The 19,213-nt window shown below is 71.6% G+C and carries 17 protein-coding genes and 1 pseudogene; 2 read left to right on the top strand and 16 right to left on the bottom strand.

Going from position 1 to position 19,213, the window contains the following annotated elements:
* Window positions 1-10: 10 nt before the first annotated feature.
* Window positions 11-991, bottom strand: coding sequence for an RluA family pseudouridine synthase (locus LRS07_RS05885; RefSeq protein WP_260501045.1), 981 nt, complete (start codon window positions 989-991; stop codon window positions 11-13).
* A gap of 709 nt (window positions 992-1,700) precedes the next feature.
* On the opposite strand from LRS07_RS05885, the gene LRS07_RS05880 reads away from it, so the two are divergent.
* Together LRS07_RS05880 and LRS07_RS05875 are read left to right on the top strand one after the other, a co-directional pair.
* Entirely contained in the window at window positions 1,701-4,328 is a 2,628-nt protein-coding gene (locus LRS07_RS05880) for an Rne/Rng family ribonuclease (RefSeq protein ID WP_260501044.1), read from the top strand.
* A gap of 307 nt (window positions 4,329-4,635) precedes the next feature.
* Window positions 4,636-4,977, top strand: coding sequence for a hypothetical protein (locus LRS07_RS05875; protein WP_260501043.1), 342 nt, complete (start codon window positions 4,636-4,638; stop codon window positions 4,975-4,977).
* 65 nt (window positions 4,978-5,042) lie between these two features.
* On the opposite strand, the gene nagZ is transcribed toward LRS07_RS05875, so the two are convergent.
* The 15 genes and pseudogenes from nagZ to fabF form a co-directional block, all read right to left on the bottom strand.
* Window positions 5,043-6,116 carry a beta-N-acetylhexosaminidase gene (nagZ, locus tag LRS07_RS05870; protein WP_260501042.1) on the bottom strand — a complete coding sequence of 358 codons (1,074 nt, stop codon included), beginning with the start codon at window positions 6,114-6,116 and terminating at the stop codon, window positions 5,043-5,045.
* Entirely contained in the window at window positions 6,113-6,514 is a 402-nt protein-coding gene (gene acpS / locus LRS07_RS05865; protein WP_260501041.1) for a holo-ACP synthase, read from the bottom strand. The genes nagZ and acpS overlap by 4 nt, the downstream gene beginning before the upstream one ends.
* The gene (locus LRS07_RS05860; RefSeq protein ID WP_260501040.1) at window positions 6,511-7,317 is read right to left on the bottom strand and encodes a pyridoxine 5'-phosphate synthase; all 807 of its coding nucleotides are present in this window, start codon (window positions 7,315-7,317) and stop codon (window positions 6,511-6,513) included. The genes acpS and LRS07_RS05860 overlap by 4 nt, the downstream gene beginning before the upstream one ends.
* Complete coding sequence (recO, locus tag LRS07_RS05855; protein ID WP_260501039.1) at window positions 7,314-8,099, bottom strand: DNA repair protein RecO; 786 nt, start codon at window positions 8,097-8,099, stop codon at window positions 7,314-7,316. The genes LRS07_RS05860 and recO overlap by 4 nt, the downstream gene beginning before the upstream one ends.
* Window positions 8,096-9,043 (bottom strand): GTPase Era, encoded by a 948-nt coding sequence (gene era / locus LRS07_RS05850; RefSeq protein ID WP_260501038.1) that lies wholly within the window; start codon window positions 9,041-9,043, stop codon window positions 8,096-8,098. The genes recO and era overlap by 4 nt, the downstream gene beginning before the upstream one ends.
* Before the next feature lie 11 nt (window positions 9,044-9,054).
* Window positions 9,055-9,759 carry a ribonuclease III gene (gene rnc / locus LRS07_RS05845; protein ID WP_260501037.1) on the bottom strand — a complete coding sequence of 235 codons (705 nt, stop codon included), beginning with the start codon at window positions 9,757-9,759 and terminating at the stop codon, window positions 9,055-9,057.
* Between the two features lie 101 nt (window positions 9,760-9,860).
* Entirely contained in the window at window positions 9,861-10,235 is a 375-nt protein-coding gene (locus tag LRS07_RS05840; protein ID WP_260501036.1) for a DUF4845 domain-containing protein, read from the bottom strand.
* Between the two features lie 41 nt (window positions 10,236-10,276).
* On the bottom strand, window positions 10,277-11,245 hold the full coding sequence (gene lepB / locus LRS07_RS05835; protein WP_260501035.1) for a signal peptidase I: 969 nt from the start codon (window positions 11,243-11,245) through the stop codon (window positions 10,277-10,279).
* Window positions 11,245-13,053 carry a translation elongation factor 4 gene (gene lepA, locus LRS07_RS05830; RefSeq protein WP_260501034.1) on the bottom strand — a complete coding sequence of 603 codons (1,809 nt, stop codon included), beginning with the start codon at window positions 13,051-13,053 and terminating at the stop codon, window positions 11,245-11,247. Before lepA ends, lepB begins: the two co-directional genes overlap by 1 nt.
* A gap of 490 nt (window positions 13,054-13,543) precedes the next feature.
* Window positions 13,544-15,038 (bottom strand): annotated as a pseudogene (locus LRS07_RS05825) (DegQ family serine endoprotease).
* 88 nt (window positions 15,039-15,126) lie between these two features.
* Complete coding sequence (locus tag LRS07_RS05820; RefSeq protein ID WP_260501033.1) at window positions 15,127-16,170, bottom strand: MucB/RseB C-terminal domain-containing protein; 1,044 nt, start codon at window positions 16,168-16,170, stop codon at window positions 15,127-15,129.
* Window positions 16,171-16,188: 18 nt separating this feature from the next.
* On the bottom strand, window positions 16,189-16,761 hold the full coding sequence (locus LRS07_RS05815; RefSeq protein ID WP_260501032.1) for a sigma-E factor negative regulatory protein: 573 nt from the start codon (window positions 16,759-16,761) through the stop codon (window positions 16,189-16,191).
* Window positions 16,762-16,832: 71 nt separating this feature from the next.
* The gene (gene rpoE / locus LRS07_RS05810; protein WP_260501031.1) at window positions 16,833-17,444 is read right to left on the bottom strand and encodes an RNA polymerase sigma factor RpoE; all 612 of its coding nucleotides are present in this window, start codon (window positions 17,442-17,444) and stop codon (window positions 16,833-16,835) included.
* Entirely contained in the window at window positions 17,441-17,932 is a 492-nt protein-coding gene (locus tag LRS07_RS05805) for a hypothetical protein (protein ID WP_260501030.1), read from the bottom strand. Before LRS07_RS05805 ends, rpoE begins: the two co-directional genes overlap by 4 nt.
* 34 nt (window positions 17,933-17,966) lie before the next feature.
* Complete coding sequence (gene fabF / locus LRS07_RS05800; RefSeq protein WP_260501029.1) at window positions 17,967-19,211, bottom strand: beta-ketoacyl-ACP synthase II; 1,245 nt, start codon at window positions 19,209-19,211, stop codon at window positions 17,967-17,969.
* Window positions 19,212-19,213: the final 2 nt, after the last annotated feature.

The raw sequence follows: 19,213 nt of genomic DNA, 5'->3' as shown, positions 1-19,213 counted from the left end.
CGCGGGTGCGTCACGGCAGGGCCTCCAGCAGCCGCTGGCAGTCGGCCGGCAGCGGGGATTCGAGCGTCAGCCGCTCGCCGCTGACCGGGTGGTCGAAGCCGAGGTGCCTGGCGTGCAGGAACATGCGGTCGAAACGCGGGGGCGCCGGGCCGTCCGTCACCGCCGGCCAGGGCAACCCCCGCGCCAGCGCCCGGTTGAGCGCGAAGTCGCCGTACTTGTCGTCGCCGACGATGGCGTGCCCCTCGTGCGCCAGGTGCACGCGGATCTGGTGCGTGCGGCCGGTCTTGATGGTGACGTCCAGCAGGGTGAAGTGCGCGAAGCGCTGCACGATGCGGACCAGGCTGATCGAACGCCGGGCGTCCTCGGCCTGCGGGTCGCCGTCGGCGGTCACCGCCCTCACCCGCCGCTCGCCCTGGCCGTCGAGGTACTTGTGCAGCGGCACGTCGATCACCTTGCGCGACGCGGGCCAGGCGCCGGGCACCAGGGCGGCATAGGTCTTGGCCGGGCCACGGGCGCGCCACTGGTCCTGCAGGGCGACCAGCGCCGGCCGCCGCTTGGCCACCAGCAGCACGCCGGAGGTCTCGCGGTCGAGCCGGTGCACCAGTTCCAGGAAACGTGCCTCGGGCCGCGCCCGCCGCAGCTGCTCGATGACGCCGAAGGCGACGCCGGAGCCGCCGTGCACCGCCACGCCCGACGGCTTGTCCAGCGCCAGCAGGTGCTCGTCCTCGAACAGCACCGGGAACGCCCGGGGCGGGGCCGGCGGGGCGTCTTCGGCCGATGCGGCGGGTGCGGCCACCCGCACCGGCGGGATGCGCACCTCGTCGCCCAGCGCCAGCCGGGTGTCGGCCGCCGCGCGGCCCTTGTTGACACGCACCTCCCCGCTGCGGATGAGCCGGTAGACATGGGTCTTCGGCACGCCCTTGAGCTGGCGCAGCAGGAAGTTGTCCAGGCGCTGGCCGTCGGACGCGTCGTCCACCGTGATGCGGCGCACGGCCGGCGGCGGGGTCGCCGGAGGCCCACCCGGGGAGGCGGCCGGGGATGCGGCATTGCCCCCTATAATCGCGCGGACCAAGTGACTGCCGTAAGTGGTTGATTTGCCGAAGTTTACTCGGCCCACCCGGCGCCACGAGGTTGGCGCATCAGCGCCAAAAGGTGATGCAACGCCGGTCCGTAACGGCCGCAAGCGCGACCTGCCACAGCGGCGCGCGGCGGCCCATGGGGCCGGCGGAAGAGATCCCCGCCCCTGAAGAACCACGGCCCCTTTGCCGCCTGTAGTCGGCGCGAAGTGCCGAACCCCAAGGTTGACGGGCTTGCAGGTCGGACCGCGTGTCCGGCCTGTGGCCTCCAAACGTGCTCCTCGTCCGCATGGGCTTCCCCCTCCTCCACCTGACCGACCGGCATCGCCGGCGGGTGCGGCTTGTCGCCGTGCCGGCCGCGGCCCCGTTCGCGTCCGGCCGGGGCGGGACCGCAGCCCGGCGAACGGCGACACGCCCGGCGCCAACGCTGCTCTGAGTGACCGGCGCTGCCGGCCACCGCAGTCCAGGGCGATTCCACCCTCGGTTTCTTCCGCGTGCATCTCGTGCATCGATTGGGTCGCCCGCAGCCTCGCTGTTGAAAAACCGGGGCCGGACGGCGGTGTGATGTCAGCGGCCTGGCGGCCGCGGCCCAAAGCCGCACCGCAGGCCGCACGAGGAGTGCGGATGAAACGCATGCTGATCAACGCGACGCAGCAGGAAGAGCGTCGCCTGGCCATCGTCGATGGCCAGAAACTGCTGGACTTCGAGACCGAGATCGAGGGGCGCGAACAGCGCAAGGGCAACATCTACAAGGCGGTGGTGACGCGGGTCGAGCCCTCGCTCGAAGCCTGCTTCGTCGACTACGGCGAGGACCGCCACGGCTTCCTGCCCTTCAAGGAAATCTCCAAGACCTACTTCAAGGAAGGCGCCGACGCCCGCAGCGCGCGCATCGGCGACGTCATCCGCGAAGGCCAGGAACTGCTGGTGCAGGTGGAGAAGGAGGAGCGCGGCAACAAGGGCGCGGCGCTGACCACCTTCGTCAGCCTGGCCGGGCGCTACCTCGTGCTGATGCCGAACAACCCGCGCGGCGGCGGCGTGAGCCGGCGCATCGAGGGCGAGGACCGCGAGGAGCTGAAGGAGAACCTCGAGGCGCTGGAGTACCCGAAGGGCATGAGCCTCATCGCGCGCACCGCCGGCATCGGCCGTTCGGTGGCCGAGCTGCAGTGGGACCTCAACTACATGCTCAAGCTGTGGACGGCCATCGACGAGGCGTCCAGGGCGGGCAAGGGCGCCTTCCTGATCTACCAGGAGTCGTCGCTGGTCATCCGCGCCATCCGCGACTACTTCACCGCCGACATCGGCGAGATCCTGATCGACACCGACGACATCTACGATCAGGCGATGCAGTTCATGAACCACGTGATGCCGGAGCTGGCACCACGGGTCAAGCGCTACCGCGACGACGCGCCGCTGTTCAGCCGCTTCCAGATCGAGCACCAGATCGAGACGGCGTTCAGCCGCACGGTGAACCTGCCGGCGGGCGGCGCCATCGTCATCGACCACACCGAGGCGCTGGTGTCGGTGGACGTGAACTCGGCGCGCGCCACCCGCGGCGGCGACATCGAGGAGACCGCCTTCCGCACCAACCTGGAGGCGGCCGACGAGATCGCGCGCCAGATGCGGCTGCGCGACCTGGGCGGCCTGATCGTCGTCGACTTCATCGACATGGAGGAGTCGAAGAACCGCCGCGAGGTGGAGCAGCGGCTGCGCGACGCGCTGCGCCAGGACCGCGCCCGGGTGCAGTTCAGCTCGATCAGCAAGTTCGGCCTGCTGGAGCTGTCGCGCCAGCGGCTGCGCCCGGCGCTCAGCGAGGGCAGCCACATCACCTGCCCGCGCTGCAACGGCACCGGCCACATCCGCGACACCGAGAGCTCGGCGCTGCAGATCCTGCGCATGGTGCAGGAGGAGTCGATGAAGGAGAACACCGCCGCCGTGCACGTGCAGGTGCCGGTGGAGGTGACCAGCTTCCTGCTCAACGAGAAGCGCACCGAGATCACCAAGATCGAGCTGAAGCAGCGCACGACGGTCATCCTGGTGCCCAACAAGCACCTGGAGACGCCGAACTACAAGCTGGAGCGCCTGCGCCACGACGACCCTCGGCTGGAGAACCTGCAGGCCAGCTACACCATGATCGAGGAGCCGGACGACGAGGTCGGCATCACCCGCCGCGAGAAGGCCAAGCCCAAGCAGGAGCCGGTGATCAAGGGCATCCTGCCCGAGCAGCCGGCGCCCATCGCGGCGCCGAAACCGGCGCCGGTCCCTGCGCCCGCACCCGCCCCGGTGCCGGCACCGCCGCCTCCGGTGGCGCACGCCCGCCTGCCTGGCGGCGCGCCGGTGTCGCTGGCGCCCGCCGCCGGCGCCGGCTTCTTCGGCTGGGTCAAGCGCCTGTTCGCCGCGCCCGAGCCCGCGCCGGCGCCGATGGCCGCCACGGCGGCCACCCCGGCCACGCCGACCCCGGCCGAAGGGGCGCGCCGTGACGGCCGCGGTGAACGCGACGGTGGCCGACGCGGTGGGCGCAATGGCGGTGGCGACGGCGGCCGCCGGCGCGACGGCCGTGGCGACAGCGGCCGTGAAGGCCGCGAGCCGCGCGAAGGCCGCGAGGCCAGCCGCCAGGGCGGCGAAGCCCGTCCGGAGGAAGCGCGGCGCGAACGGGGTGAGCGCGGTGAACGTGGCGAGCGCGGTGAACGTGGCGAGCGCGGCGGCCGCCGCGGCGAGCGCCGCCCGGCCGAGGCCAAGCTGGCCGAGGGCAGCGCCACGCTGGCCCCGACCGACGGGGCGACGACCGAGACCCGGCCCGCCGAGGAGCGCCGCCCCGAAGGGGGACGGCGCGACCGTCGCGACCGCCGACCCACCGAGGTCGACACGCTGGCCGCGCAGGAGGGCGCCGCCGCCGAGGCCCTGCCCACCACCCTCACCGAAGGGGCCGTGGTCGAGGGCGAGGGCCTGAGCGGCGACAACGCGGAGCGCGGTGGACGCCGCCGTCGCCGCCGTGGTGGCCGCGACCGCGACGAGGCCGGCCAGGACGGCGCGGTCGCCGAAGGCCTGGACCCGACCGGCGACCGGCCGGCGACGCCGGCGGCCGAGGCCCGCGAAACGGCCGAGCCGCCGGCCGCCGCCGCGGCCGGTGGCGGCAGCCGCGCCTGGTGGGAGACGCAGGACGCGCCCTTCACCGCGGCCTCGCGTCCCACGTCGGGCACCGAGCCGGACGGCGAGCCCCCCGCCCCGCCGGAACCGAGGCACAGGCCGACCTGATCGCGGCGCAGGCCGGTGACCTGGTCGCCGAGCGCGCCCCGGCCGGCGAGCGGAACGAGGCAGCGTCGGAGGACGGCGGAGCGCCGTCCCGCCGACGGCGTGGTGGACGCGACCGCGACCGCCCCCGTGGCGAGGACGCCGGCGCCACCGTCGACGCGGCCACCAGCGCCGAGCTGGCCGGCGTCCGGCCGTCACCCGACATGCCGGTGCACGGCGACCCGCTGCAGGACGCGGTGACGGCGGCGGCCGAGCCGGTGGCCGCCGTGGTGCCGCAGGCGCCCCCGCGGCGCCGGCCGCCCCGACCGCCGTGGCCGAGCCTCCGCCCGCGGCCGCGCCGGCACCCGCAGCGGCCGCGCCGGCACCCGCAGCGGCCGCGCCGGCACCCGCAGCGGCCGCGCCGGCGCAGCCCTTCGTGCTGCCGGAGAGCGACCTGCGCTCGGTGGCCGAAGCGGCGGGGCTGCAGTGGGTGGCCTCGGACGCCGCCAAGGTGTCGGCGGTCCAGGCGGCGATGGCCGCCGAGCCGAAGCCGGCGCACGTGCCGCGCGAGCGCCCGCCCGTGGTCGTGCCCGACGAAGGCCCGCTGGTGCTGGTGGAGACGCGCAAGGACCTGGCGCAGGTCCGCATGCCGTTCGACACGCCGCAGGGCTGACCCGCTCCGCCGGTGTGAAAAGGCCGCCCCTCGGGGCGGCCTTTTTCATGGGCGCCGGCGCGGCCTCAGGGCAGCCGAGCCACCGCCTGCAGGTACGCCGGCTGGTGCATCAGCTCGTCCCAGGGCAGCGGCTCGGTCTGCGGCAGCAGGGCCAGCCGGCGCGGCTCGCTCATCGGCTCGGGCTGCCAGCGACCGTCGTCCCGCGCCTGCATCAGGCCGTCGATCAGTTCGTCGATGGCCTGGCCTCCATCCACCGGGGACTGGTTGCACAGGAGCACGAGGTCGCAGCCGGCGTCCAGCGCCGCCAGCGCACCGTCCAGCGTGCTGCCGGCGACCTTGGCGCCTTCCATGCTGAGGTCGTCGCTGAAGATGGCGCCGGTGAAGCCGAGCCGGCCGCGCAGGATGTCCTGCAGCCAGCGCCGTGAGAAGCCGGCCGGCTGCGCATCGACCTTGGGGTAGATGACGTGCGCCGGCATCACGCTGTCGAGGCTGGTCGCCAGCCAGCCGTAGGGCCGCGCGTCGTCGGCCAGGATGGCCTTGAGCGAGCGCTTGTCCACCGGCACGTCGACGTGCGAGTCGGCGGTGACAAAGCCGTGGCCGGGGAAGTGCTTGCCGCAGCTCGCCATGCCGGCGCGCAGCAGGCCGTGCACCAGGCTCTTGGCCAGCAGCGAGGCCACCCGCGCGTCGCGGTGGAAGGCGCGGTCGCCGATGACGCCGCTGGCGCCATGGTCCAGGTCCAGCACCGGGGTGAAGCTGAAGTCGACGCCGCAGGCCCGCAGCTCCGCCGCCAGGATGTAGCCGGCCGCGGTGGCCGCGTCGGTGGCGGCCATGGCGTCTTGCATCCACAGCTCGCCGAAGGCGGCCATCGGCGGCAGGTGGGTGAACCCATCGGTGCGGAAGCGCTGCACCCGTCCGCCCTCGTGGTCGACGCAGACGAGCACGTCGGGCCGCAGCGCCTTGATCTCGGCCGTGAGTTCGGTGAGCTGGCGCCGGTCGCGCCAGTTGCGGGCGAAGAGGATGAGGCCGCCGACCAGCGGGTGCGACAGGCGCCGGCGGTCGTTGTCATCCAGCGCGGTGCCGGCGATGTCGAGCACCAGGGCCGCCGGGAAGTCGGGTTCGGGCAGGTCGTCTCGGTTCATGGGGGGCTGGTCTGTTCGACGATGACGAAGGCCGCGGCCATGTCGCCTTCGTCGGTGAGGGTGACGTGGGCCTGCAGGCGACGCTGGTCGAACCAGTCGGCCAGCTCGCCGTGCAGGCGGATCTGCGGCCGGCCGCCGGGGGCGTTGACCACCTCGCAGCGGTTCCACCACATCGGCAGGCGCATGCCCAGGCCGATGGCCTTGGAGAAGGCCTCCTTGGCGGCGAAGCGGGTGGCCAGGTAGCGCAGGCCACGGGTGGCGTTCAGGCGCGTGCGGCGGCGCCAGACCTCGATTTCGTTCGGGCCCAGCACCTTCTCGGCGAAGCGCTCGCCGCGGCGTTCCAGCGTGGCCGCGATGCGGCGCACGTCGCACAGGTCGGTGCCGATGCCGACGATCACGGCGTGGCCGTGTCCCGCGGCGCGAAGGCCGTCTGGATGGCGCGCTGGTAGCGGCGCACCGCCTCGGCATAACCGAGCTGCAGCGCGTCGACGGCCAGCGCATGGCCGATCGACACCTCCTCCACGCCCGGCACGGCGCGCAGGAAGTCGCCCAGGTTGTCGAGGTTCAGGTCGTGGCCGGCGTTGACGCCCAAGCCCGCGGCGATGGCGGCCTGCGCGGCCTCGGCATAACGCGCCAGCACCTCGGCCTGCCGCGGCGTGCCGTGGGCCCGCGCATAGGCCTCGGTGTACAGCTCGATGCGGTCGGCGCCCAGCTCGCGGGCCAGCCGCATGGCCGCCGGCTCGGGGTCCATGAAGAGGCTCACGCGCACGCCGAGCGAACGGGCCTCGGCCACCAGCGGCGCCAGCGCCGCAGACGCCTGCGGCAGCGCCCAGCCGTGGTCGGAGGTGGCCTGCTCGACCGCGTCGGGCACGAAGGTGCACTGGGCCGGCCGCAGCGCGCGCACGAAGGGCATCAGGTTGTGGTGCGGGTTGCCCTCGACGTTGAACTCGGCCCGCGGCCAGTGCGTGCGCAGGTGGCCGGCGATGGCCTGCACGTCGCCGGCGCGGATGTGGCGCTCGTCGGGCCGCGGATGCACGGTGATGCCGTCGGCGCCGGCGGTCATCACCCAGTCCACCGCGTCGGTGATGCGCGGCAGGTCCAGCGGCCGGCTGTTGCGCAGCAAGGCGACGCGGTTCAGGTTGACCGACAGCGCGGTGCGGCCGCCGCGTGCGAAGGCTTCGGGGGCGACCAGGGGGTTCATGCGCGGGCGGTGGCGGGACGGTCGAGCAGCCGCTGCGCATCGAGCAGCACCTGCCGGCTCTTGAGCGGACCGGGGCCGACATGATAGTGAACGAGGCCGCGCAGCTGGCTGCGCAGCGCCGTCAGCACCGGCCGGCAGGCGGCCTGCAGCGCGGCCACGCTGCCGTGCTGCAGCGCCGCTTCCAGGCCGACCAGCGCCTGGCCGGGCAGCGCCGGCTCGGTGTCGTCATGGGACTCGACCACGCCGAGCTCCGGTCGAAGCCGGTAGCCGGCCTGCGGCCGCAGCGGCTGCTGGGTGGCGGTGTCGCCGGCCAGGTCGGGCAGCAGGCCGGTCTCGCGCAGCAGGGTCAGCTCGAAGGCGCGCAGCGCGGCCTCGGCCGCGTCACCCCCGACGGGCAGCGCGGCCAGGGTCTGGTCGTAGGCATCGAACAGCCGCGGGTGGGCGTCCTGACGCGCCAGCAGCCTGAGCAGCAGCTCGTTCAGGTAGAAGCCGGAGAACAGCACCGCGCCCGGCGGCAGCGGTGCGGTGCCGCCCCAGTCGGCGGTCTTGAGCGTCAGCACCTCGGCGGTGCTGTCGGCCGCGACCCGGGTGAAGGCCACCTGCAGCCGCTGGAAGGGCAGCAGCACCGGCCGCAGTTGCGAATAGGGCCGCTTGGCGCCCTTGGCCACCGCCACCACGCGACCCTGCTCGCGGGTGAAGAGCTGCACGACCAGGCTGGTCTCGCTCCAGTCGTGGCGGTGCAGCAGGTAGGCCGGCTGCCCGCCGGCGCCCTTGGCTTTCACTCGTAGCCGTAGGAGCGCAGGTGGTCCTCGTCGGCCGCCCAGCCGGAGCGCACCTTGACGAAGAGCTCGAGGAAGACCTTGGCGTCGAGCAGCGGCTCCAGGTCCTGCCGGGCCTCGGAGCCGATGCGCTTGAGCCGTTCGCCGCCGGCGCCGATGACCATGCCCTTGTGGGCGTCGCGCTCCACGATGATGCTGGCCGCGATGCGCCGGAGGTGGCCCTCCTCTTCCCACTTGTCGATGACGACGGTGGAGGTGTAGGGCAGCTCGTCGCCGGTGAGCCGGAACAGCTTCTCGCGGATCAGCTCGCTGGCGAGGAAGCGCTCGCTGCGGTCGGTGAGCGCGTCTTCCTCGTACAGCCAGTCCTGCTCGGGCAGGTAGGGCTTGAGGATGCCGAGCAGCCGCTCGACGTCGGCGGGCTTGTGCGCCGACAGGGGCACGAACTCGGCGAAGGGATGGCGGTCCTGCATGCCCTTCAGCCAGGGCAGCAGGTCGGTGCGGCGCTGCACCGCATCGAGCTTGTTGGCCACCAGCACCACCGGTTTGTCGGAGGGCAGGAGGGCCAGCACCTTGGCGTCGTCGAGCCCGAAGCGGCCGGCCTCGACGACGAACAGCACCGCGTCGACGTCGGCCAGCGAGCCGAGCACGGTGCGGTTGAGCGTGCGGTTGAGCGCCGCGCCGTGGCGGGTCTGGAAGCCGGGGGTGTCGACGAAGACGAACTGCGCCCCGTCCAGCGTGCGCACGCCGGTGATGCGGTGCCGCGTGGTCTGCGCCTTGTTCGAGGTGATGCTGACCTTCTGCCCCACCAGCGCGTTGAGCAGCGTCGACTTGCCGACGTTCGGCCGGCCGACGATGGCGACGAGGCCGCAGCGGCGGTCCTCGCCCGCGGCGGGAACGGCCGCCGTGGCCGCGGAATCGGCCGGGGCCGGGATGTCGGGCAGGGTCATGGGTGGGGGCGTCAGGAGCGCAGGGGGCCGCCGGGCCGGTCGCTGGCGCGCAGGGCGTCGAGCATCAACCCGGCCGCTTCCTGCTCGGCCGAGCGACGCGACTTGCCCTGACCGCGCTCGACCAGGCCGAGCGCCGGGACGGCACATTCCACCTCGAAGGTCTGCGCATGGGCCTGGCCGTGCGTCGCCACGATGCGGTAGGCCGGCACCTGCAGCTTGCGCGCCTGCAGCCATTCCTGCAACTCGGTCTTGGCGTCCTTGGCCCAGCGGTCGATGTCGGTGGTGTCGATCAGCTCGCCGAACAGCCGCTTGACCAGCGCCTGCGCCGGCGCGAAACCGCCGTCGAGGAAGGTCGCGCCGATCAGCGCCTCGACCGCATCGGCCAGGATGGACGGGCGCTGCGCGCCGCCGCCGCGCGCCTCGCCCTCGGACAGCAGCAGCACCTCGGGCAGGCCGAGCGCCAGCGCCACCCGGTGCAGGCTGTCCTCGCGCACCAGGTGCGCCCGCACCCGGGTGAGGTCGCCCTCGTCGGAGCCGGCGAAGCGCTCGTAGAGCAGGCTGGAGACGGCCAGGCTGAGCACCGCGTCGCCGAGGAATTCCAGCCGTTCGTTGTGGTCGGCGCCGTGGCTGCGGTGGGTGACGGCGCGCACCAGCAGCCGCGGCTGGGCGAAGCGGTGGCCCAGGCGGTGTTGCAAGGCGTCGAGTCGGGAGTCCATGCCGGCGTTGTACTGCAGTCCTGCGAAGAGGGGCCCGCCGGCCGTGGCAGCAGGCGGCGCGCCTGCCGCATCTGCGGGGGGCGCGCCTGCGGCACGAGGGGTCAGCGGGAGCGGCCCTCGTATTTGATCATCAGGTAGACCGGTCCGTAGATCTCGATCTCCTTGTCATAGGCGAAGGCGATGACCACCCGCTCGTCCTCCTTGGTGATCTTCAGGTCCTTGCCGGAGATCGAGGAGATCGCGTATTCGATCTCCTTCTGCTTGTCGAAGGCGGAGCGGATCTCGGCCACCGTGGTGGCCCCGCCGTCGGCGATCTTGTTGACCGCCCGCCGGATGGTCAGGTACTCGTTGACCGAGGGGAAGGTCTTGAGGCCGACGACGGCGACGAAGCCGATGACGATGGCCCAGAACAGCAGGCCGATGAGCGTGACGCCGCGCTGCAGGCGCTGGGAGTGGGCGAGGCCGGGAGCTTGCATGCGATGAAAGCCGCCCGCGGCGACCGATTGGCCCGGCCCCGTCAGTGGAAGCGACCGATGCGACCCAGGTCGCCGAAGTTCATCCACACCAGGAAGGCCCGGCCGACGATGTTCTCGTCCGGCACGAAACCCCAGTAGCGGGAGTCCTCGGAGTTGTCGCGGTTGTCGCCCATGACAAAGTAGTGGCCCGGGGGGACCTTGCAGACCATCCCCTCGGCGCTGTAGCGGCATTGGTCCTTGAAGGGGAAATCATAGGTGCGCCGCGGGTCGAAGGGCACCGCCTGCGGCAGCAGCTGGATGCGATGCTCCACCGCGCCGAGCTTTTCCGAGAACTGCTGCATATACCGCATGATCTCGCCGTCGTAGGCGTCGGGCAGCGCGGTCGTCGGCACCAGCTGGCCGTTGATCGACAGCCGCCGGTTCAGGTAGGCCACCTCGTCGCCCGGCACGGCGACCACGCGCTTGATGTAGTCCACCGCCGGGTTGACCGGGTAGCGGAAGACGATCACGTCGCCGCGCTGCGGGTCGTGGTTCTCGACCACCTTCTTGTTGATCACCGGCAGCCGCACGCCGTAGTGGTACTTGTTGACCAGGATGAGGTCACCCACCTGCAGCGTCGGGATCATCGAGCCGGACGGGATCTTGAACGGCTCGAAGAGGAAGGAGCGCAGCAGGAAGACCAGCAGGATGACCGGGAAGAGCCCCGCCGTCCAATCCAGCCACCACGGCTGGGCCAGCAGGCGGTGGCGCGCGTCGTCGATGGGCTGGCTGTCGGGCTTGATGCCCTGCTGTTCCAGCGTGGCCCGACGGGCGGCGGTCTGGGCTTCCAGGTGCGCGGCGGCGGCCTCGCGCGCCGGACGGAAGCGGAAGCGCTCGGCCAGCCAGTACGCCAGCGTGACGACGGTGAGGACGAACAGCAGCAGCGAGAAGTTGCCGCTCCAGTGCCCCAGGTACCAGCCTCCGAGGTAGACGATCAGGCCCGCGTACAACAGTCCGGTCAGCGTTCCCATCAGTCGTCCACTTGCAGGATGGCGAGGAAGGCTTCCTGCGGCACCTCGACCGTTCCGATCTGCTTCATGCGTTTCTTGCCGGCCTTCTGTTTTTCGAGCAGCTTGCGCTTGCGGGTGATGTCACCGCCGTAGCATTTTGCCAGCACGTTCTTGCGCAGCGCCTTGATGTTCTCGCGGGCGATGATGTTGGCGCCGATGGCCGCTTGGATGGCCACGTCGTACATCTGCCGCGGGATCTGCTCGCGCATCTTGGCGGCCACCGCGCGGCCGCGGAACTGGCTCTGCGCCCGGTGCACGATCATGGCCAGCGGGTCGACCCGCTCGCCGTTGATCAGGATGTCGACCTTCACCACGTCGGCGGGGCGGTACTCCTTGAACTCGTAGTCCATCGACGCGTAGCCTCGGCTCACGCTCTTCAGCTTGTCGAAGAAGTCGAGCACGATCTCGGCCAGCGGAAGCTCGTAGGTGAGCATCACCTGCTTGCCGTGGTAGGCCATGTTGAGCTGGATGCCGCGCTTCTGGTTGGCCAGCGTCATGACCGGGCCGACGTAGTCCTGCGGCATGTACAGCTGCACGCTGACGATCGGTTCGCGGATCTCGCGGATGCGGCCCTGGTCGGGCATCTTGCTGGGGTTCTCCACCTGCAGCACGGTGCCGTCGTTCAGCTCCACCTCGTAGATCACGCTGGGCGCGGTGGTCACCAGGTCCTGGTCGAACTCGCGCTCGAGCCGCTCCTGCACGATCTCCATGTGCAGCAGGCCGAGGAAGCCGCAGCGGAAGCCGAAGCCCAGCGCCTGGCTCACCTCGGGCTCGTAGCGCAGCGAGCTGTCGTTGAGCTTGAGCTTCTCCAGCGCGTCGCGCAGCGCGTCGTACTCGCTGGCCTCGGTGGGGTAGAGGCCGGCGAAGACCTGCGGCTGGATCTCCTTGAAGCCGGGCAGCGCCTCGGTGGCCGGGCCCGCGTTGTTCGGCAGCTTCTTCTCCAGCGTCACGGTGTCGCCCACCTTGGCCGACGCCAGTTCCTTGATGCCGCAGATGACGAAGCCGACCTCGCCCGCACGAAGCTGCTCGCGGTTCTCGCTCTTCGGCGTGAAGACGCCGAGGTGCTCGATCGGGTAGACGGTGTTGGTGGCCATCAGCCGGATGCGCTCGCCCTTGGCCAGGCGGCCGTCGACCACCCGCACCAGCATCACCACCCCGACGTAGTTGTCGAACCAGGCGTCGATGATCATCGCCCGCGGCGGACCGTCGGCATCACCCCGCGGCGCCGGCATGCGGGCGATCACCGCTTCGAGGATGTCGTCGATGCCCATGCCGGTCTTCGCCGAGCAGGGGATGGCGTCGTCCGCGTCGATGCCAATGACGTCCTCGATCTCGGCCTTGGCGTTGTCCGGGTCCGCCTGCGGCAGGTCCATCTTGTTGAGCACCGGCACCACCTCCACGCCGAGGTCCAGCGCGGTGTAGCAGTTGGCCACCGTCTGCGCTTCCACCCCCTGGCTGGCGTCGACGACCAGCAACGCGCCCTCGCACGCCGACAGCGACCGGCTGACCTCGTACGAGAAGTCGACGTGGCCTGGCGTGTCGATCAGGTTGAGGTTGTAGGTGCGGCCGTCTCGAGCCGTGTACTGCAGCGCGGCGGTCTGCGCCTTGATGGTGATGCCGCGCTCGCGCTCGATGTCCATCGAGTCGAGCACCTGCGCTTCCATTTCACGGTCGGACAGACCGCCGCAGCGCTGGATGATCCGGTCGGCCAGCGTGCTCTTGCCGTGGTCGATGTGGGCAATGATGGAGAAGTTGCGGATGTGATCCATGAGACGGCCCTGGCAGGCCCGAACGGCAGGAACAAGGGCTGCATCGAGTGCGCCAAGGGCGCCTCAGCCCCCTGTGCGATGGCGCTGGAACGCCCTTCGAACAGGCATAAAAAAAGGCACGTCGAAACGGTGACGCGCCTTCCAACAAAACGTATGGCAACTGCTTGTTGGGCCTTCATTGTAGCCAAAAGACCCCTTCCGGCCACCCTTGGCGACCCCGCCGAAGGCCCGTTGCACGTCCCCAACAGGCTTTCTGACAACAGGTTATCCACAGGCTGTCTAAACCATCAGCAGCAGCCTTGAGACCGTTCGCGCGGCCATCCCAACCGACGGTTCGCGGGGCTGGATTCATGCCGCCGGGATCTGCAATCGCTCGCGGAGGGGAAGTGAGCGTGCGCTCGCATCTCTTCAATCGAAGACCGCCGCCTGGCCCAACCGCCTTCGCTCTCGCGATGCGGAAAGACCATGCAATGCGTTCGGCTTCGGAGGGTCACCGGACGGGGCGGATCACCAGATAGTTCACCCAGTCCTCCCGCCGCACCAGGACGCTGATGGCGGCCGACTTCTCCGCCTTCTGCATGACCTGCGTGAACTGCTTGAGGTCGGTGACCTCCTGGTTGTCGACGGCGAGGATGACGTCCCCCCTCGCGCAGGCCGGCGCGTGCAGCCGGTCCGTCGACCGACTCCACCCGCACACCGCCCTTGACCTTGAGCTCTCGCTTCTGCGCGTCGGTCAGCCCGGACACGGCCAGGCCCAGCGGGCTCTTCGCCTGCGCGGGCGGCGTCTCGGCCTGGGCCACGCGTCGCGGCTTCTCGGGCTCGAACTCGCCGACCATCACGGTCAGGTCCTTGGTGCTCCCGCGGCGGAAGACCTGCAGGCCGATGCGGCTGCCGGGCTTGGTGCTGCCGATGAGCCGCGGCAGGTCGGCCGAGCGCTCGATCGGCTTGCCGTCGACCTTGGTGATGATGTCGCCGGCCTCGATGCCGGCCTTCTCCGCCGGGCCGCCGGCCTCGACGCCCTGGACCAACGCGCCGGCCGGCTTGCCCAGGCCGATCGATTCGGCGACGTCGCGCGTCACCGGCGCGATCTGCACGCCGATGCGACCGCGCACCACGCGGCCGGTGGCGCGCAGCTGGTCGGCGACCTTGATCGCCTCGTCGATCGGGATGGCGAAACTGATGCCCATGAAGCCGCCGGAGCGGCTGTAGATCTGCGAGTTGATGCCCACCACCTCGCCGCGCATGTTGATCAGCGGGCCACCCGAGTTGCCGGGGTTCACCGCCACGTCGGTCTGGATGAAGGGCAGGTAGTCGCCGGTGTCGCGCTGCTTGGCGCTGACGATGCCGGCGGTGACGGTGTTGTCCAGGCCGAAGGGCGAGCCGATGGCCAGCACCCACTCGCCGACCTTCAGGCGGCCGACGTCGCCCATCTTCACGAAGGGCAGGCCGGTGGCGTCGATCTTGACCACGGCGACGTCGGTGCGGCGGTCGGCGCCGACGATGCGGGCCTTGAGCTCGCGCTTGTCGGTGAGCGTGACCAGCACCTCGTCGGCGCCCTCCACCACGTGGGCGTTGGTCATCACGTAGCCGTCGGCGCTGACGATGAAGCCGGAGCCCACGCCACGCTGCGTCGGCTCGTCGCCGCCGCCGCCACCGCGCGGGTTGCCGCCGCGACGCGGGTCCTGCTGCGGCGGCACCGGAATGCCGAAGCGGCGGAAGAACTCCTGCATCTGCTCGTCCATCTCCGGCGTCGGCACCCGGGTGCCGGCGCGCGCGCGCTCCATCGTCCGGATGTTGACGACGGCGGGGCCCACGCGCTCCACCAGGTCGGTGAAGTCGGGCAGGGCCTGCATGGCGGCGGCCGGCTGGGCCACCACCGGCGCCGGCGCCAGCAGCGCGCCGCCGAAGAGAGCGGCGGTGGCCAGCGCCAGCGCCGTGGGGAATCGGCGGTTGCGGACGAATGGAAGCAGGGTCGGCTGGATCATCGAAGGACCTTTCCGGATCAACGTGCGGGCAGGCAGGACCGGCTGCGAGGCCGTCTTGCGGTGTCGGGCTGCAAGCGACAGATGGACGCTAAGGCCGCCGTTCCAAGCCCTGGGCAATCTGCCGCAGGGTCGCGGCCGGCACATCGCCGACCAGCGTCAGCCACCACTCGCCATGCCGGCGCATGGCGGTGTGGGTGGCGCCCACGGCGGTGTGCAGGGCCCGTGGATGGCGGGCCTGGGCATAGGGCTCGATGAACAGCGAGACATGGGTGAGCCCGTCGGACAGCACGGCCTGCAGCACCTGCCGGTCACCCTCGGCCGCCGGCGCGCCCGGCGCCTCCAGCGGGCGCTTGACGGTGCGCACGAGCCTGAAGCCGGGCACGGCCGGCTTCAGGGTCCAGCCCTCCTGCTCCAGGGCGGCGGCCGTCATCGGCGAACGCAGCACCCGGTACCCGTCGAGCCGGCGCATGGGCTGCAGCACCGCCTCGGGCTGCGGCTTGACGTTCAGCGCCACCTCGGAGAAGGCCGACGAGCCGAGCACCTCGTCGCGTGGGCCGAGGATCTCCACGCGCAGCGGCAGGCCGGTGTTCTTCTCGGTCCACACCCGCTGCGCGAAGCGCAGGCCGTCACGCGGCCGCAGCACCGTCACCAGGGCCTCCTGGCCGGCGATGCGGTCCTTGCCGCGGTGGCGCAGCTCGTAGTGCTCGGCCACCCGGTCGTCGGACTGCGGCTGGATCAGCGCCGGGAACGGCGTGACCGGATCGCGCGGCTCGAGCAGCACCAGCTTGTGCTCCGGCCACACCGCCTTGACCGACTCGTTGTGCCGGTACAGGCGACGCATCTGGCCGTCCAGCCATTCGATGCATTCGTACTGGTGGGCGCCGTCGGCGTAGTGGACGATGCGGGCGCTGGTGACGGCGCCGGCGCTGCTGAACACCAGCGTGCCCTGGTAGCTGCGATGGGCGGCGGCGTCCTGCATGCGCTGCAGCCAGCCGCGCACGTCGACCACCGGCGGACCGTCGTCCTCCCCTGCCGCGAAGGCCGGCCGCAGCAGGCCGGTGCACGACAACAACCCACCAGCCCCGGCCACGACGACGCGGCGACGGTTGGGGGCGGCGGCGGGGTGCAGCATGGGTCGACGGGCCCGCCTTCAGCGGTCGTTGCGCGCGGGCACGGCCTGCGCCGCCGCATTGCGGCCCAGGTCGGCGCCGTACGGCCGGTGGGCGGCGAAGTAGCGGTCGAGCCGGGCGTCGCGGATGAGCTTGCCGTCGGCCAGCTGGGGCGCCTCGACCGCTGCGTCCGCCGCCGGCACGGTGGACACCACCTGCGGCGCCGCGCCCGCCGGCGCGCCGGCCAGCACCGGTCCGCCGCCCTGCGGCGCGTTCAGGCGGGTGACGATGGTCACGCCGGCCACGGCGACGAAGCCGGCGGCCACCGCCGTCGTCGCCATCCAGCGACGCCGCACCACGCGCAGCCGCTCCAGTCGCAGCGGCGCCCGGCTGGGGGCCAGCACCACCGGCTCGTCGGCCAGGCGTTCGCGCAGCCGGCGCAGGAACACCTCGTCGTGCGCCGGCTCCGCGCCCAGGTCGTCGGACCGGAGCACATCGCCGATCAGCTGGTAACAATGCCACCGCTCACGCAGGCGGTCGTCCGACGCCCAGGCGTCGCAGGCGTCGCGCAGCGCCGCGTCGTCGGCCTCGCCGTCGACGAGCGCCGACAACATGGTTTCGTCGTTCCGTGGCGACTGGGAAGGGTTCAACTTCATCTTCGACTCCAGACTGGGGCGGAACACCACTACCAACGCTCGCCCTCTTGGGTGCCGAGCAGCGGGCGCAGGCGCTGGGCGATGGCCTCGCGGGCGCGGAAGATGCGCGAGCGCACGGTCCCGATGGGGCAGTTCATCACCTCGGCGATCTCCTCGTAGCTCAGGCCTTCGATCTCACGCAGCGTGATGGCCTGACGCAGTTCCTCGGACAGCGCATCGACCGCCGAGTTCACGGTGGCCACGATCTGCTTGGACGCCAGCACGGCCTCAGGCGTCTCGCCATCGGTTAGTTCGTTCTCGACCCGCGAAGTTTCGTCGCCGTCTTCGTGATGGCCCGCCAGCGCCGTCTCCGAGACCAGCGGATCGCGCTTGAGTTCCATCAGCGCCTTCTTGGCGGTGTTGACGGCGATGCGGTAGAGCCAGGTGTAGAACGCGCTGTCCCCGCGGAACTTGGGCAGCGCGCGGTAGGCACGGATGAAGGTTTCCTGCGCGATGTCGGCGACCAGGTCGGTGTCGCGGACCATGCGCCCGATGAGGCGTTCGATGCGGCGCTGGTACTTGACGACCAGCATCTCGAAGGCGCGGACATCCCCTTGCTTGACCCTCTCGACCAGTTGGGCATCGGCATCCGCGGCACTCATTCGTCGGGTTCCGCGTCGCGGTGGTCGGCTCTCGTCGCTTCAGGGCGGCGGCAATATAACGCAACGCGCAAGGCCTGCAGGACCGGGGGCGACAGCGCGCCGGAGGTCACCACCAGCCAGTGGCATGAGCGCCGGCGCGGCGTCGGCACGGCGGCGTCGACGCGCAGCAGCAGGACGGGGCCGAGGTCGAGGGCCGCGTGGGCGACCCCCGCCAGCGGCCGCGAAGCGCCCGTGGCGAGCCAGTGCCACCCACCGCCGTCCCACGACAGCCGGCCCGAAGCACCCGGCAGGACGGAGGGCGGGCAGGCACCGGCCAGCAGCAGCGCCAGCGCGGCGCAGCCGCCGGCGGCCGGCACGCCGGGCGGCCACAGCCCTGCGACGGCGCCGAGCCAGTACGTTCCGGCCCAGAGCGCCAGCCCGAGCAGCGCGCGGCAGCCGAGCCGCCAGGCGCCGGGCGGGCGCAGATCGACGTGGAAGGCGGCGGGCACCACCGCCGCCCGCCGGGCACGCGGCGGCGCGTCGTCAGACGCGGCGGAAGACCAGCGTGCCGTTGGTGCCACCGAAGCCGAAGTTGTTCTTCGCGGCGACCTCGATCTTCATCTCCCGCGCGGTGTTGGCGCAGTAGTCCAGGTCGCACTCGGGGTCCTGGTTGAAGATGTTGATGGTGGGAGGCGAGACCTGGTGGTGCAGCGCCAGCGCGGTGAACACCGATTCGATGCCGCCGGCGCCGCCCAGCAGGTGGCCGGTCATCGACTTGGTGGAGTTCACCACCAGCCGCTTGGCATGGTCGCCGAAGGCCGCCTTGATCGCGTTCGTCTCGTTGACGTCGCCCAGCGGGGTGGAGGTGCCGTGGGCGTTGAGGTACTGCACCTCGTCGGCGTTGACGCCGGCGTTGCGCAGCGCGGCCCGCATGGCGCGCCTGGGGCCGTCGACGTCGGGCGCGGTCATGTGGTAGGCATCGGCGCTCATGCCGAAGCCGGCAAGCTCGGCGTAGATGCGCGCGCCTCGCTTCCTGGCATGCTCGTACTCCTCCAGCACCAGCACGCCGGCGCCCTCGCCGAGCACGAAGCCGTCGCGGTCCTTGTCCCAGGGCCGGGAGGCGGTGGCGGGATCGTCGTTGCGGGTGGACAGCGCCCGCGCCGCCGCGAAGCCGCCGATGCCCAGCGGCGAGATGGTCGACTCGGCACCGCCGGCGATCATCACGTCGGCATCGCCGTACTCGATCAGCCGGCCGGCCTGGCCGACGGCGTGCAGGCCGGTGGTGCAGGCGGTGACGACGGCGAGGTTGGGGCCCTTGAAGCCGAACATGATCGACACGTGGCCGGAGATCATGTTGATGATCGACGCCGGCACGAAGAACGGCGAGATGCGGCGCGGGCCGCGAGCGCTCAGCTCCTGCTGCGTCTCCTCGATCATCGGCAGGCCGCCGATGCCCGAGCCGACCAGCACGCCGATGCGCTCGGACAGTTCGTCGCCCAGCTCGGCGCCGGTGGGCAGGCCTGCGTCCTTCACCGCCTGGATGGACGCCGCCAGGCCGTAGTGGATGAAGGTGTCCATGTGCCGGGCTTCCTTGGCGGGGAAGTAGTCCTCCACCTTGAAGCCCTTCACCTCGCCGGCGAAGCGGCACGCCAGGTTCGACGCATCGAACCGGGTGACGTTGGCGATGCCGGAGCGGCCGGCCACCAGGTTGGCCCAGCCCTCTTCGACGGTGTTGCCGACGGGGCTGATCAGGCCCAGGCCGGTGATGACGACGCGACGTCGGGTCATGC

It is taken from the genome of Aquabacterium sp. J223, assembly GCF_024666615.1.
Lineage (GTDB): Bacteria > Pseudomonadota > Gammaproteobacteria > Burkholderiales > Burkholderiaceae_C > J223.
Note: the sequence above shows the minus strand (reverse complement) of the source record. Positions and strands in the feature narration are given on the sequence as shown.

Coding starts and splice junctions, on each gene's coding strand:
- LRS07_RS05880 (WP_260501044.1), top strand. CDS start 1,701: ATGAAACGCATGCTGATCAACGCGACGCAGCAGGAAGAGCGTCGCCTG.
- nagZ (WP_260501042.1), bottom strand. CDS start 6,116: ATGAACCGAGACGACCTGCCCGAACCCGACTTCCCGGCGGCCCTGGTG.
- LRS07_RS05860 (WP_260501040.1), bottom strand. CDS start 7,317: ATGAACCCCCTGGTCGCCCCCGAAGCCTTCGCACGCGGCGGCCGCACC.
- era (WP_260501038.1), bottom strand. CDS start 9,043: ATGACCCTGCCCGACATCCCGGCCCCGGCCGATTCCGCGGCCACGGCG.
- rnc (WP_260501037.1), bottom strand. CDS start 9,759: ATGGACTCCCGACTCGACGCCTTGCAACACCGCCTGGGCCACCGCTTC.
- LRS07_RS05840 (WP_260501036.1), bottom strand. CDS start 10,235: ATGCAAGCTCCCGGCCTCGCCCACTCCCAGCGCCTGCAGCGCGGCGTC.
- lepB (WP_260501035.1), bottom strand. CDS start 11,245: ATGGGAACGCTGACCGGACTGTTGTACGCGGGCCTGATCGTCTACCTC.
- lepA (WP_260501034.1), bottom strand. CDS start 13,053: ATGGATCACATCCGCAACTTCTCCATCATTGCCCACATCGACCACGGC.
- LRS07_RS05820 (WP_260501033.1), bottom strand. CDS start 16,170: ATGCTGCACCCCGCCGCCGCCCCCAACCGTCGCCGCGTCGTCGTGGCC.
- LRS07_RS05815 (WP_260501032.1), bottom strand. CDS start 16,761: ATGTTGTCGGCGCTCGTCGACGGCGAGGCCGACGACGCGGCGCTGCGC.
- rpoE (WP_260501031.1), bottom strand. CDS start 17,444: ATGAGTGCCGCGGATGCCGATGCCCAACTGGTCGAGAGGGTCAAGCAA.
- fabF (WP_260501029.1), bottom strand. CDS start 19,211: ATGACCCGACGTCGCGTCGTCATCACCGGCCTGGGCCTGATCAGCCCC.